Consider the following 13,196-nt stretch of genomic DNA (forward strand, 5'->3'; position numbering starts at 1 on the left):
TCTCCTACTCTCCGTTGTCGACGTCGGTGACGGTGCCGTCCTTGATGTACCGGGCGAGGTTGAGCTCCGGGGCGTTGAACCGCTCGCGGACCTCTTCGCCCCACAGCACGCTCTGGGTGCCCTCGTGCTTGACCAGGCCCGGGTTGATGCCGAGCTTGAAGCCGCCGGGCAGCGGCTTGCCGTCCCGGTAGGGAAGGAAGTCCAGCGGGCTGTCGCCGTTGGCCGCGTACACGACGCAGTCGGAGAGGATCGCCACCGGGTACTGTCCGGTGAACGCCGCGTGCTTGACGATCTTCCGGTGCAGGTTGATCCGCGTGCGGGAGATGACCGCTGCACGGATGTCCGGCCGCCACGTCGGGCGGGACAGCGCCCGCCATGGCTGCCCGGGCTTCCAGCCCTCGCCCCGGGGGCGTTCGCGCAGCTTGCCGAGGCCGCCCTTGACCGTCGCCTTGATCGCCGAGACGGCGATCGCCAGCTGCGGGTCGCGCTCCTTGTAGCCGTCCATGGCTTCCAGGAAGTCGGCTGGGGACAGGTCGGCGTCGACGCCGAGGTCGGCCATCGTGGCGAGGTAGGCGTCGCGCAGGCGGTTGTACCAGGCGTCGAGGTAGCGGCCGTTGTCGTACCGCACGTATGCCTCGAGCGGCGCGACGTCGTAGCCGAGTTCCACCGCGTACGCCACCGTCGGCGTCGCGTACCAGGCCGGTCCTTCGGGGCGCTCGCCCTTCGGCGTGAACGGGCTGGGCAGCAGGCCGGCGTCCAGGTCCGTCCACTTGTCCTTGGCGACCTTCACGCGGGACAGGTCGACGTGGGACAGGTCGACCAGCCAGCTTCCAGGGAGCTTCGGGTCGAACACCGGCTGCTTGACATGCGTCGGCTCGCCGAGGCCGAGGATCAGCCCGTTGGCGCCTGCGGCGAAGGCCATGTTGACGTCGATGCCGACGAGGTTGCGGCGCATGCATTCGTCGTCGGTGAGCGGGCGCGCCCAGTCGTAGGCCTCCTCGAGCAGCTTCTCCGCCGGTCCGCGGACGTGGAAGCGCGGCAGGTCATTGAGGAGCGGGTGCCCGTCCGGGGCCTCGCAGGGCGCGCAGTCCACCGGGTGCTCACCCAGTGAGCCGGGGTTCTTGCTGTCCGCCTTCCGGAAGCCGCCGGTGGCTTCGTCGCGCACGGCGTAGGTCGGTGGGTGCAGCGCGGTCATCAGCTCCAGGCCGGTCACGGCGGTGGAGCCGCGCGGCGTCATCACCCTCGACGCGTACACGCCCAGGAGCCGGCCGAGTTCCGCCGCCGGGAGCTGGGCAGCCTCGCCCCAGTGGCGGGAGTCGAGCGCGTGCCAGGACGGGATGCACAGCTGCACGCAGTTGCGCTCTGAGCCCTGCGCCGGGCGGTAGATCCTCGCCCAAGGCCCGAAGCCCCTTTTCGTGAGCTTCCAGTCGGCGCGGGCCAGCTGCTTGATGACCTTGTGGCTCTCCGGGATCCGTCCGGCGAGCTTCTCCTCATCGGTGAGGGCGACCGGCAGGCCGTAGCGCTCCAGCGCGGCCTTGGTGAGCACGATCAGCGGGTCGCCGTCTTTGCCCGGCCCGGACAGCTTTGGCTGCCCGAGCCTGGCCTCCTTCAGGGTCCAGTCGACCAGGGCCGGGATGGACTTGGCGGGCACGTCCAGGACCAGGCCACCGACGCAATACGCCAGTACGTGGCCGTCGTCGTCGACGTCGACGACCGCAAGCGGACCGTTGGCGAAGCGTGGATCGGCATTGGCGGGAGTGTTCTCCGGGGCGGCCTTCCGGGCGGCCGGGCGGCGTGACGTCGACGACGGTCTGGTGATGCGCGGCGGACGTGATGCGGCGGCCGAAGCAGCGGTGGTGGCGGTGGGGCGGGGTTCGGTGTTTTCGGAAGCAGCCATGGTCACGGCCTCGGAGGCCGGGGCTGTGGACAGAGTCCGCGCTTCCGGAGCGGGGGCGGGGGTGCTCGCGGACGTCGCGGGAGCGGCCGTGTCGTGTACCGGGGTTGTGGCGCTGGGATCGGCAGGGTAGAGCTCCACGAGCTTGCTGAGCAGGCGTGCGTACGCGTCACGCTCGGGGGGCCGGGGCTCCGTCTTGCCTGACTCCCAGGCACTGACGGTCGCCCGACGCACCTGCAGGGCCTCAGCCACTTCGTCCAGTGTGAAGCCGTGGGCCTGACGCAGCCGCTTGCGCTCCGCCGGTGGCGGAAGCACGGCACGGGACGCGATCAGCGCGTCGACCCGATCGAACAACTCGGGCATGAAACACCTCCTGTGCCTCAACCATAGTCTGAAGCGCATGTTTTGCGTACTAATAGCGTACGACCAGCGTGCGGAGCCTTTTGGCGGGTGACTCGACGTAAGCCACTTGAAGCCCGTACGAGGGGTCCAGAAGAGGACGTCCTGTTCAAGATCAAGTGAGCTGCGGCGTCTTTCGCCCGAGCGGCTGTCGCACACTCACGATCGCGCTCCTCCCTCATCCGTATCGCCCGGAGCGGCCGTGTCGTACTGGCGGTTGGCGTCGTGGACTCCCCTTCCGAGCGCGAGGGTCCAGTGCAGGTCTCCCGAGTGCGGGCAGGCCTGCCATGACCTGAGCAGCCCGGTTGCTGCCAGTTGGTCGAGCAAGGTGGGCAGTTGCGCAAGCGGGAGGCCGCAGGCGCGCGCCATCTGGTCGAGCCCGCTCAGGCCACTGCCGGCCTGCGGTTCGGCGTTCGCTGTGAGGTAGGCGCTCGCCAGTTGCGGCAGCGGTCCGGTTGTTCCTGCTGTCGAGGAGGAGCTGGCACGCAGTGCCCAGTCCGCGGCGCGCATCCGGTCGGGGCGGGCCGGGGCTTGGCCGAGCAGCGTGGCGTCCAGTAGTTCGGCAACGACCTCGTTGGCCGCGGTCGCGGGGATGATGCGCAGCCATCGTGCGTGCTCCAGCTCGCGCCATGGGTCCTGGACGGCGTTGAGGCGGAGGCTGCGCAGCACGCCGTTGGGCAGCCGGACGTGCATTCCGATGTTCACGCGGAGCGCGCACTGCAGCGCGAGCAGGCGCGCGGCGGCCGAAGTGCTGACTGGAAGGGCAGCGGCCAGGTAGCTGAGGATTTCACGTACCCGGACCTGTTCGCCGGGCCCCTTGGGGCGGCGTCTGCGCCGCCGGGCGGTTGTCGGGTGCAGCGGTACGTGGGCGAGGACGGTGTCGGGCACTACGGCGGCCTGTGCTGTTGCTGCGGCGCAGGCGCTGCATGCGTCGGCGAGCCGCCATAGTCGTCCGCCGTGTTCGCGTTTGAGGAGGAGGCGGATGGGGCCGGCGCAGCCGCGGTGGCGGGGGTGCCAGTGGCAGCCGCGTTCATGACATTGGCAGATCCGTAGGTGCGAGGGGAGGAGGTTGCCGCGTGCGTGCCGTGCGAGGTGGGCGAGGGCGGCTGCGCGTGCGGCGGCTGCGGTGATCTGCCCGCTGGTGTGCGGGCATTGCCGGCATACGAGAGCAAGCCCACCGGCGTGCGGGCGCAGTTCCACGGTCCAGGCGCATGGTGTCGTCGGACATGCTAGGCGCAGCCTCATAGGCGCGTGTTCCTCCTTGCCACGTCCGCGCCGGTCCCGTTCTTGGGTATGGGGACGACCGCCCACCGTAGTGCAGACCTCTGCCCTCTCGCGTGCGTCGCCACCTGGGAAAATAGGGCAGAGGTATGCACTGGCAGTGCAGGGGTCTGCACCGTCGGATGGACGGGTGACGATCTTGCCGCCCGATCCGGACCTCACTGCGCTGCGGTTCGAACTCGCGCGCCTGCGGGCCGCGCGCGGGTGGAGCTATGACGAGCTTGCTTCCCGCAGCGGCCTGGCCAGACGCACCGTCATCGAGATCGAGCAGGGCCGCACCATCGGCACGCTGAAGACCTGGCACGCTCTCGCCCACGCCCTGAGCACCCCGCTCGACGAGCTCTTCAGGACCCTGTGCCGCGGGCACGACCTGCCCGGCCCGGCCCAAGACTGACTCCCCGCCAGAGTGTCTGCCACAGATCACCCGAACTGGCGAGACCCGCTCGAACGCGCGATCAAGCATTCGCACTCCAGTCGCACCGTGTGAGGCTGACCGGGCGATCCGGCAGAGCTGCCTGCCGCGGATCCGGCGTGTTGGCTGACAGGTTCGCCCGCATGCGCTCCACACCTCCTCCCCCGGCCCGGCGCTGGGACGGAAGCCCCCTTGCCCACCACGTACGCCGTTCCCTGCACGTCTCCCCCGACGGCGTCAGCCGGCTGCTGCGCTGCGGCCAGGGCGACCGGTGCCGCGAGTGCGGCAACCGGATCGAGTGGTACCACCGCGGCGCCCAGCGGCCCGTCCGTCTCCATCCGCACGAACTTCCGGCCGCCCGGGTGCCCGCCGCGTGCCGCTGGCACGTCAGCTCCGGTGTCGCCTACCCGGGCGGAGACGGCAGCAGCTGGTGCCGTCTGCCACACGCCGTCGTCTGTCCCACCCGCGACACTCCCCCGCCCCCGCCCGAGCTGACCGGGCTGCGCCGGTCGCTCGCCGTGAACACCCGCCGCCTGATCGACGCCGGCGCCTTCACCCCTCCCCCGGCCTCCCCCGACAGCCCAGCACCCCAACGGAAGAACTCGGCAGCCTGCCGCCCGGCCCGCCCCGTCGTGCAGCTGCTGTACGTGCGCTACCTCGCCGCCCGCCCGGTGGACGAGATCCAGTGCATCGCCCAGACCCGGCGCCGTCACCGCTGCACCAGCACCCTGCTCTCCCTCGATACCCCGGCTGGCACCTGGAAGCTGGTCCCAGCCACCGCGACGAGCGGGCAACTGGCCCTGCCCGCCGCGGTCATGGCCATCTACGACCTCAGCGCCATCCCGTACGCCGAGCAACTGCGGTGGCGCACCCAGCGCTGCCCGCAGCACGCCGCCATCCCCACGGCCGCCGACCTGGGGGTGGCCGACTGGGAGCCCTTCGACCCCCTGGCCCACCACGAGCACATCCACAACCGCCTTCCCACCCGCACCCGACGCCCGGGCCCCACCGGCAGGGCACACGAGGCAGCCCGCCCATGACGTCCTTCCATGCCCTCGAGCTCACCCTGCCCAGACCCGCCACCCAGGGCGAGCTCCAGCACGTCCGGGCAAGCGTCCGCCCGACCGCGAACGCGGACCATGCGCAGCCCCGGCGCTGCCCTGCGCCGCGGCACCAACTGGGCACGCGGCTGCCGATCGACATCCTGACAACGCCGCTACCCCAACCGGCGCGACCGGGTTCTGCTCATCATCGCTCTCGGCCCCCTGAGCCGTTGCGGCCTCCCACCGGACCGCAACAGCCCTGGGCAGCGGCGGCAGGATGTGCTCGGCCGGTGCGTGGCCGCGGACCTTGCCCAGCAGAGCAGGAACGCGCTCGGCGCCCGGAAAACCGCTCGAGAGTCTGCTCGCCCACCACAGTGCCGATGAAGTCCTGGTCTGTACGGCCCGAATCCTCCACAGCCGGTATCACCACTGCATCCCGGCAGCGCTGTTAGCCAGCGCGGGCGCTGCACCTTGCCGGGACGGCAGCTAACGCCGCAGACCTCACTCATCACTCCTTTCCCCCTTCCGATGTTTTTCTTCTCTTTCGCGGAGTTCTTGTTGCACACGCCTACCGATGAACAGGCGCACGCTGCCGACGTTTTCCGGGCCGGTCACCATCTCGTCCTGCAGGCCGGCGCCGGGACAGGGAAGACCAGCACCCTCGGCCTCCTCGCGGTCGGCACCCATCGCCGCGGCCGCTACCTCGCCTTTAACAAGAACATCGCCCAGGACGCCGCCAGCCGCTTCCCCCGCACGGTGCTGTGCAAGACCGCCCACGCCACAGCCTTCGCCGCCGTCGGTCACCGCTACACCCGCCGACTCAACAGCCCCCGCCAACCCGCATGGAAGACCGGCCAGGCGCTCGGCATCACGCGTCCGGTGCGCGTCGGTGCTTACGAGATCGGGCCCCGCGCGCTCTCCCACACCGTGCTGCGCACCGTCACCCGCTACTGCCACTCCGCCGACCGCACTCTGACCCGCCACCATGTTCCACGACTGCGCGGCATGGACACACCCGGCGACCATGCCCGACTCGCCGACGAGGTCATGCCGTTCGCGACCAAGGCCTGGGCCGACCTGCACAACCCCGATCAGGGGATGGTCCGTTTCGAACACGACCACTACGTGAAGATGTGGGCCCTGACCCGGCCAGTCCTCGAAGCCGACTTCCTTTTCCTCGACGAGGCCCAGGACACCAACCCGGTCCTGGAAGAAGTCTTCACCGCCCAGCGCGGCCATGCCCAGCTCGTCATGGTCGGCGACTCCGCCCAGGCCATCTACGGCTGGCGCGGCGCCCGCGACGTGATGACCGGCTTCGACGCCACCCCTCTCACCCTGACCCGCTCCTTCCGCTTCGGCCCCCTGATCGCCGAAGAAGCCAACCGGTGGCTCACACTCGCCGACGCCCCCATTCGCCTGACCGGCAGCGAGACCATCCCCACCGAAATCGGCAGCCTCGAGCGGCCGGACGCGGTGCTGTGCCGCACCAACATCGGCGCCATGGCCGAAGTCATGCAACTGCTCGCCACCGGCCACCGCGTCGCGCTCGCCCGCGGAGGACGGCAGCTGGCCGCACTCGCCCTCGCGGCCCGCGACCTCAAGAACGGCCGCCGCACCTCCCACCCCGAACTCGTCCTCTTCGCTGCCTGGGGCGAACTGCAGGACTACGCCGCCCACGACCCCGCAGGACGTGACCTCCAGCCCTTCGTCGACCTCGTCGACACCCACGGCCCCGACGCCATCCTGGCCGCCGTCGACCAGCTCACCGATGAACAGCACGCCGACGTCACCGTCACCACCGCCCACACCGCCAAGGGCCGTGAATGGCCCACCGTCAAAATCGCCGACGACTTCCCCCCACCCAAGGACACCGACCAGCACGCCGCCCAAGGCCAGCCCATTCCGGAACCCGTCAGCGACACCGACGCCCGCCTCGCCTACGTCGCCGTCACCCGCGCCCGCCACCAACTCGACCTCGGCGGCCTCTCCTGGATCAACACCCACCCCACTGCAGCAAGCATGGGCTGAAGCCTGCCGAGGGGAGCGTCATAGCCTGCGCGGGGGTTACGCCCGGCTCCCCGCCGAGATGCAGGCCCACCGGCCAAAAGGAGGCCACTACGATGACATTCACGCCCGCAGAGCGAGAGGCGATCGCCGCCCACTCTGCCGCTCTGGGCCTGTCCGCTGATGAGTACATCCGTCGGACGGCAGCCGACCGAGCCCTGTCCTGGCAGCGCGAGCGGGAAACCTTCCACGCGGTGGCGCAACGACGTGGCTGCACTACCGACGAGCTCGTACAGCGCGGAACCCTCACCGACAACAGCCTCTAACCAGCCCGCGCCCATGGCCGCCGGGGACAGCTGCCACACGAGAGGTGCGGCTCGTCCGAGAAGACCACTGCCGGTGGCTGGCCCGCCGGTCCAGCCCCGTGCGCGTGCTCCGATGTCAGCGGCCAGTTGGATTTCCCCACTCGCGGCCACTTCGTCTCCCCACCACGGCTACTTCAATTCCCCACTGGCGGCCACTTCGTGTACGCAGCGTGAGGTCACCCTCGGCGTTGTTCGCCCCACCACGGCAGGATCGGAGGCAGGTCGCTGAGGCCGCGGGCCGGCCGCTTCGGCATCGGGGACTCCCCATCGTCCCCGTCCCAACGGCGCGCGTACTGGTCCGGGAGGCTGCCCCAGCCCCAGTAGGGAACCGGGCGGTCGGCCACCTCGCCGAGTTCCTCGAGGGGATCAATACGCTTCTCCGCCACCGTGCACAGGTGCGCCCAGTCATCGCCCATGTCGAAGACATAGGCGAACTGTTCGCCGGCCTGCAGCCTGTTCAGCTTGGTCACATGGCCGTCCACGGTGCCGTCCGGGGCCTCGCCGTCCCACCAGTCCAGCGGGCTGACGTGGGTGGCGTCGGACAACGTGAACAGGTGCAGGTGAGCCAAGTCCCAGCGTGCGAAGCCGAGATCGATGGCCGACGCGAGCTGCGCGAAGGAGTGCGACCGAGCAGCGGCGAACACCCGGCCGGGACGCGGCCACAGGTCCGCACCGTGACCGGAGACCAACTCCACCCGGATCGACAGCCAGGTACGAGCCACGTCATTAACCCCCTCATGCGCCAGATCCGCGAGCCAGCACCGAGGCTACTGAGTGTGACTGCGGACTGGGGAATCGAGCTGGCCGTACGTGGGGAATTTCTACTGGCCGCCGTCACTCCGACTTGCCCTCTGGCAGAAGGCACTGCTGACTGCCGCGCCCGGACCACACGCGTAAGATTCTCTATCGATAAAGCTGGCCTCGCAGGTCAGCAAGGCGTTATCCCCACGTAAGTAGGGGTCTCTCCACGGCCGCACCACCGGTGGCGTCACCACCTGGTTGTTCCCCACGCGGGTGGGGATCCGGCAAGCCGGCTGCTGAGCATAAGCGGGCGCCGGTCGAGCACAGCTTCTTGGACCTAGACGGGGCTCCGGGGCCAACCGGCCCGTGTGATGCGTTGGCTGGGCGGGCTGGTCGTTGTTCGACCCCTCCGGGGGTGGGCGTGCCAGCCACTCCCCCACTTTGAGGGTCACCGGGCGTTGGAGTATCGGATAGCTGCCGGTGCCGCACCGCCAGCTCCGGTGGCGGTGCGGATGCGTCCAGACGCCGGGCAGCGCTTCAGTCGGTGTGACGTTGGGTGGGGTCAAGGCGGCTGAGGACGGCGCGCACAATGTCCCGGCTGTAAGGAGGGAGCGGTGTGGCCGCGCCGCGTGGGGTGGGCGGGTTCGTCGGACCCGTGCTACCGGCTCCCTTCGAGCCGGGGCCGCCGTGCTGTTCCCGGAGCAGGTAGGTGATTTTGGCCCACTGGCGGAAGTTGCCGTGGCAGGCGACGTCGTCGATCCACAGCAGTTCGTCTGCGGGTACGTCCGCCCACAGCGGGTGGTACTCGGGGATGGTGGTGAGGACTTCGGCGGGTGTGAGGGGCTTGTAGCGCTGCCAGACGAGGATGCGGGAGTCCAGAGCAGGACGGTTCTTGATCTTCTGGTAGCAGGTTTCGGCGCCGACCAGGACGACGGCGAGGCGGGTGTCTTCGTCGTCCCAGAGCTCGCGGATGAATTCGAAGGCCCGTGTGTCCAGCCACTGGGCTTCGTCGACGACCAGGACGCGCGGGGTTTGCGACAGGGCTTCCTTGAGGATGGTTTCGCAGCGGGCGCTGTTGAGGGGGGCCTCGCCGGGCAGGTCGAGCTTTTTGTACAGGGAGGCGCGCAGGGCCTGGATTTTGGCGGAGCCGACTTTGATGCGCAGGGTGGTGTGGGGGGCGAGGTCGTCGAGGTGGCTGTTGACGGCGAAGGTCTTGCCCAGGCCGACGCCGCCGTGGACGCACATGATGGCGCCCTTGCCGGCGTCGGCGTTGAGGGTGGTGACAAGGTTGGCGTAGGTCTCTGCGCTGGCCTGGGTCAGCATGGCGCGGGCGCCTGGCAGGCCCATGTAGTGGTAGTTCGGGCCAGCGGTCGGCTGGTTTTCGGGCGTGGTGGTCGGGTGGGTCACTCGGTGTCCTGGGGTTTGGGGTCGGGCCGGGGCTTGGTCCAGCGGGCGGAGTCGGGCTGGGGCCGGTTGAGGAGGTCGGGCCGGGCCTCGGCCTGCAGGTGACCTTCCGGTGTCTGCAACTGGCGTAGCTGGGCGGCTGCCTGGCTGGCGGTGAGCCGGTTGAGGGGTTCGGGCGCGGCGGCGACGCTGGTGGCGGCGTAGCGGGGTGTGGCGTTCTTGCGTGCTCGGCGGGCTTTGGCGGCGTAGCGGTCGGCTTCGCGTCGGCGGGCGTTGCGCAGTGCGCGGGCTTGGCGGGGGCTCATCTCGTCGCTGCGGAAGGCGGGTCCGCGGTAGGTGAGGGTGTCGGCGTCGTAGAGTTCGACGCGGTGGTAGTGGTGGGGTTCGTGGCGCAGGCGGACCATCTCGCCGGCGCTTGAGTGGCCGTGCATCCAGTCGCCGACGTAGTAGGCGCTTTTCCAGCGGACGCCCTTGCTGGTGATCTTCCGGGGTGGGCCGGCATCGGTGAGGGTGTAGGTGTGCAGGTCGGCGGGGTCGAGAGTGTCGATGGGGGTGAGGTCGGCGTGCCAGGCCTGGGCGGGGGTGCGCCGGTGGAGGCGGGCGATGGTGTGGTCGTTGTTCCACCAGTCCACCCAGTCGAGGACGACGGTGACGAAGGTTTCGTAGTCGAGGAGGTCGTTAAGGGCCCATAAGGGCTGGCCGCGGCGGTCTCGGCGGCTTCGGGGGGTGTGGGCGTAGCCGGGCAGTCCTTTGAACAGCATGTGCTTGGCGGCGCCGTTGATGGCTTCGACGGTGCCTTTGAGGTGGGGGCTGTAGGGCGGCAGGACGATCAGTTCGGTGCCGAACTTTTTGAACGCCTCGTCCACGCACCTGCCCAGGAAGTCGCGGCCGCGGTCGGTGCGGATCTTGCGGGGGATGCCTCCGAAGGGCCGGTGGTGATCCGTGCAGAGGATGGCGTCGCGGGCGGCGGCCAGGATGGCGTCCTGGCTGGGCTGGTGGGGGGTGATGGCCAGCCCGCAGATGACGGCGGTGGTGTGGTCGATGAACCAGGTGATCCAGGGTTTGCGGCGGCGGCCGTCGATGTTGACGAAGACGCTGGCTTCGACGTGGTCGGTCTCCCAGACGTCGTTGCGGTTGCCGTGCGGGCGCAGGGCGTGCACGTCGTGTCGGCGGCGGGCGGCTTCGCCTCCTCTGAGGGCGGCACGCTGGCCGGGCGTGAGTTCCCGGTCTACGGCACGGTAAAAGGTTGCCTGTGATACACGGGGCGGGTTGCCAAAGATGCCGTCGGCGACGAGTTCGCGGTAGGTGGCTGCGGCGTTGCCGTTCCATCGGGCCAGGGCTTCGTGCATGGCCGGGGTGAGGGTGAAGTGGCGGCGGCCTTGGGGGGTGTAGGTGCCGTTGTGGGTGGTGGCGTTGTCCATCCAGCGGCGCACGGTGCGCCAGTGGACGGTGAAGGCGGCGGCGACGGTACGCACGTCGTAGTGGGTCAGGCGTTCGGCATTACGCAGGCGCAGTAGGCGGCGTACGGCGGCGGCGCGCAGGGAGGTGGTGTCGTAGGGGCCGTCGGGTGGTGGTGTGGCGGGCACTCGTCGGGGTCTTTCTTGGGGTGGCGCACGTCGGGGCGCGGGTGGGTCAGGCGGGGGCGAGGGTGAGCAGGCCGGCGCCGTAGGGCTTGCCGCGGCCGATGCCGGTGAGCAGGGCGTGGCTGAGTTGGTCGGGGTCGGTGATGGTGGCCAGGCCGTCGAAGCGGGTCAGTGCGTGCATGGGGCCGGGAGAGTGGGCTTGTTCGCCGGGCTTGTCGGCGCGGCGGCGTGTGCGGGGGAAGCGGGCGGGGGTGATGTCGGTGGTGGCCAGGGTGAGGCCGGCTTGGTGGGCGCGGCGCTGCCACCAGGCGAGGGCGTCGTCGCCGTAGAGCGCGACGATTTTTCTGCCGTGCTTGTTGTCGACGGGGTGGTGGTCGTCCAGGACGCGGCGGGCGGCGCTGGCGTTCGCGGTGATGCGGTAGCGCACCGCTCGGCCGGGGGTCAGGGCCTGGAACATGGGGTGCAGGGGTCGGGTTTCGGCGGTGCCGTAGTGGTGGGGCAGGCGGGTGAGGTCGGGCGGCTGGTGGGACTGGACGAGCAGGGTGGGTGGGGTGCCTTCGGTGGCGTCTTCCAGGCGGAAGAGCAGGCCGGCCTGCTGCCGGGGGTTTTCGCCGAGGTCGTCGGGGCCAGGAGCATCACGCTCTTGTGCAGGCTGACGGCGTCGGCCAGGTCACGGCGGGCGGCCGGGCTGGGGACTGTAAATCGTTCGGTGTAACTCCCGATCATGGAAGATGCACCGATGACCAGTGAGAACGTGGCCGAGCACGAGGTCGGCGAGTCGGCGGCGGCTGTGTCGGCGAAGGCCGTCGACGACCAGCTGATCGACGAGTTGGTGAGCCGGGCGCAGGCAGAGGGTCTGCAGCTGACCGGTGAGGGCGGGCTGCTCCAGCAGCTGACCAAGCGGCTGCTGGAGTCCGCCCTGGAGGGCGAGATCACCGACCACCTCGGCTATGACAAGCACGATCCGGCGGGCAAGGACGGCGGCAACTCCCGCAACGGCAAACGCTCCAAGACCGTGCTGACCGAGGTTGGGCCGGTGGAGATAGCCGTGCCCCGAGACCGGGACGGCTCGTTCGAGCCGAAGATCGTCAAGAAGCGGCAGAAGCGCCTGACCGGCGTCGACGAGATGGTGATCTCGCTTGCCGCGAAGGGCCTGACCACCGGCGAGGTCCAGGCCCACCTGGCCGAGGTCTACGGCGCCGAGGTCTCGCGGCAGACCATCTCCACCATCACCGACAAGGTCCTCGAGGGCATGGCCGAATGGCAAAGCCGCCCACTCGACGCCGTCTACCCGGTGGTCTTCATCGACGCCATCCACGTGAAGATCCGCGACGGCGCAGTCGCCAACCGGCCCATCTACGTGGCCCTGGCCGTGACCGTCGAGGGCCGGCGCGAGATTCTGGGCCTGTGGGCCGGCGACGGCGGGGAGGGTGCCAAGCACTGGCTGCACATCCTCACCGAGATCAAGAACCGCGGCGTCGCTGACGTGCTGATGCTCGTCTGCGACGGGCTCAAGGGACTGCCCGAGGCGGTGGAGACGGTCTGGCCCCGCACCATCGTGCAGACCTGCGTGGTCCACCTGCTGCGGAACTCCTTCCGCTATGCCGCCCGCCAGGACTGGGACAAGATCGCCAGGCTCCTCAAGCCCGTCTACACCGCGCCGACCGAGGAGGCCGCCCTGGACCGGTTCGCGGAGTTCGCCGACGCCTGGGGCAGGAAGTATCCGGCGATCGTCAAACTCTGGGAGAACGCGTGGGAGGAGTTCACTCCGTTCCTGCGCTTCGACACCGAGATCCGCCGCATCGTCTGCACCACGAACGCGATCGAGTCGGTCAACGCCCGCATCCGGCGGGCAGTCAAGGCCCGCGGACACTTCCCGAACGAGCAGGCCGCCTTGAAGTGCGTCTACATGGCCATCATGTCCCTCGATCCCACCGGCAAGGGCCAAGCCCGATGGACCATGCGCTGGAAGACCGCGTTGAACGCCTTCGACATCACCTTCGACGGCCGGCTCTCAGCGGCCCGCCACTAACCCAACCACCCCAGTTACACCGTTCGTTTGACAGACCC

The 13,196-nt window shown here is 69.7% G+C and carries 11 protein-coding genes; 5 read left to right on the plus strand and 6 right to left on the minus strand.

Annotated features, from left to right (window positions below):
- Positions 1-4: 4 nt before the first annotated feature.
- Together QQM39_RS45950 and QQM39_RS45955 are read right to left on the minus strand one after the other, a co-directional pair.
- The gene (locus tag QQM39_RS45950) at positions 5-2,257 is read right to left on the minus strand and encodes a helix-turn-helix transcriptional regulator (protein WP_302004078.1); all 2,253 of its coding nucleotides are present in this window, start codon (positions 2,255-2,257) and stop codon (positions 5-7) included.
- Between the two features lie 195 nt (positions 2,258-2,452).
- Complete coding sequence (locus QQM39_RS45955) at positions 2,453-3,181, minus strand: hypothetical protein (RefSeq protein ID WP_302004079.1); 729 nt, start codon at positions 3,179-3,181, stop codon at positions 2,453-2,455.
- Between the two features lie 523 nt (positions 3,182-3,704).
- On the opposite strand from QQM39_RS45955, the gene QQM39_RS45960 reads away from it, so the two are divergent.
- The 4 genes from QQM39_RS45960 (at position 3,705) to QQM39_RS45975 (ending at position 7,359) form a co-directional block, all read left to right on the plus strand.
- Positions 3,705-3,968 carry a helix-turn-helix transcriptional regulator gene (locus QQM39_RS45960; RefSeq protein WP_302004080.1) on the plus strand — a complete coding sequence of 88 codons (264 nt, stop codon included), beginning with the start codon at positions 3,705-3,707 and terminating at the stop codon, positions 3,966-3,968.
- A 161-nt stretch (positions 3,969-4,129) separates the two neighbouring features.
- A complete protein-coding gene (locus tag QQM39_RS45965; protein ID WP_302004081.1) occupies positions 4,130-5,026 on the plus strand; it encodes a DUF6083 domain-containing protein in 897 nt (298 codons plus the stop codon).
- A 561-nt stretch (positions 5,027-5,587) separates the two neighbouring features.
- Entirely contained in the window at positions 5,588-7,057 is a 1,470-nt protein-coding gene (locus QQM39_RS45970) for a UvrD-helicase domain-containing protein (RefSeq protein ID WP_302004082.1), read from the plus strand.
- A 92-nt stretch (positions 7,058-7,149) separates the two neighbouring features.
- Entirely contained in the window at positions 7,150-7,359 is a 210-nt protein-coding gene (locus tag QQM39_RS45975) for a hypothetical protein (RefSeq protein WP_302004083.1), read from the plus strand.
- Between the two features lie 215 nt (positions 7,360-7,574).
- Here the strand turns inward: QQM39_RS45975 and QQM39_RS45980 are convergent, their stop codons facing one another.
- The 4 genes from QQM39_RS45980 to cas6e all read right to left on the minus strand — a co-directional run bounded on the left by QQM39_RS45980 (position 7,575) and on the right by cas6e (position 11,712).
- On the minus strand, positions 7,575-8,120 hold the full coding sequence (locus QQM39_RS45980) for a hypothetical protein (protein WP_302004084.1): 546 nt from the start codon (positions 8,118-8,120) through the stop codon (positions 7,575-7,577).
- Positions 8,121-8,676: 556 nt separating this feature from the next.
- A complete protein-coding gene (locus tag QQM39_RS45985) occupies positions 8,677-9,546 on the minus strand; it encodes an ATP-binding protein (RefSeq protein ID WP_302004085.1) in 870 nt (289 codons plus the stop codon).
- Positions 9,543-11,129 (minus strand): Mu transposase C-terminal domain-containing protein, encoded by a 1,587-nt coding sequence (locus QQM39_RS45990; protein WP_302004086.1) that lies wholly within the window; start codon positions 11,127-11,129, stop codon positions 9,543-9,545. Before QQM39_RS45990 ends, QQM39_RS45985 begins: the two co-directional genes overlap by 4 nt.
- Before the next feature lie 46 nt (positions 11,130-11,175).
- On the minus strand, positions 11,176-11,712 hold the full coding sequence (cas6e, locus tag QQM39_RS45995; RefSeq protein WP_367669743.1) for a type I-E CRISPR-associated protein Cas6/Cse3/CasE: 537 nt from the start codon (positions 11,710-11,712) through the stop codon (positions 11,176-11,178).
- Between the two features lie 153 nt (positions 11,713-11,865).
- Between cas6e and QQM39_RS46000 the strand changes: the two genes are divergently transcribed.
- Positions 11,866-13,158 carry an IS256 family transposase gene (locus tag QQM39_RS46000; RefSeq protein WP_301994513.1) on the plus strand — a complete coding sequence of 431 codons (1,293 nt, stop codon included), beginning with the start codon at positions 11,866-11,868 and terminating at the stop codon, positions 13,156-13,158.
- The last annotated feature ends 38 nt before the right edge of the window (positions 13,159-13,196 follow it).

The organism is Streptomyces sp. DT2A-34, from assembly GCF_030499515.1.
In the GTDB taxonomy this organism is placed as follows: Bacteria; Actinomycetota; Actinomycetes; order Streptomycetales; family Streptomycetaceae; genus Streptomyces.

Bases quoted from the DNA above. Each gene is read 5' to 3' on its own strand.
- QQM39_RS45965 (WP_302004081.1), top strand. From the start codon at position 4,130: ATGCGCTCCACACCTCCTCCCCCGGCCCGGCGCTGGGACGGAAGCCCC.
- QQM39_RS45975 (WP_302004083.1), top strand. From the start codon at position 7,150: ATGACATTCACGCCCGCAGAGCGAGAGGCGATCGCCGCCCACTCTGCC.
- QQM39_RS45950 (WP_302004078.1), bottom strand. From the start codon at position 2,257: ATGCCCGAGTTGTTCGATCGGGTCGACGCGCTGATCGCGTCCCGTGCC.
- QQM39_RS46000 (WP_301994513.1), top strand. From the start codon at position 11,866: ATGACCAGTGAGAACGTGGCCGAGCACGAGGTCGGCGAGTCGGCGGCG.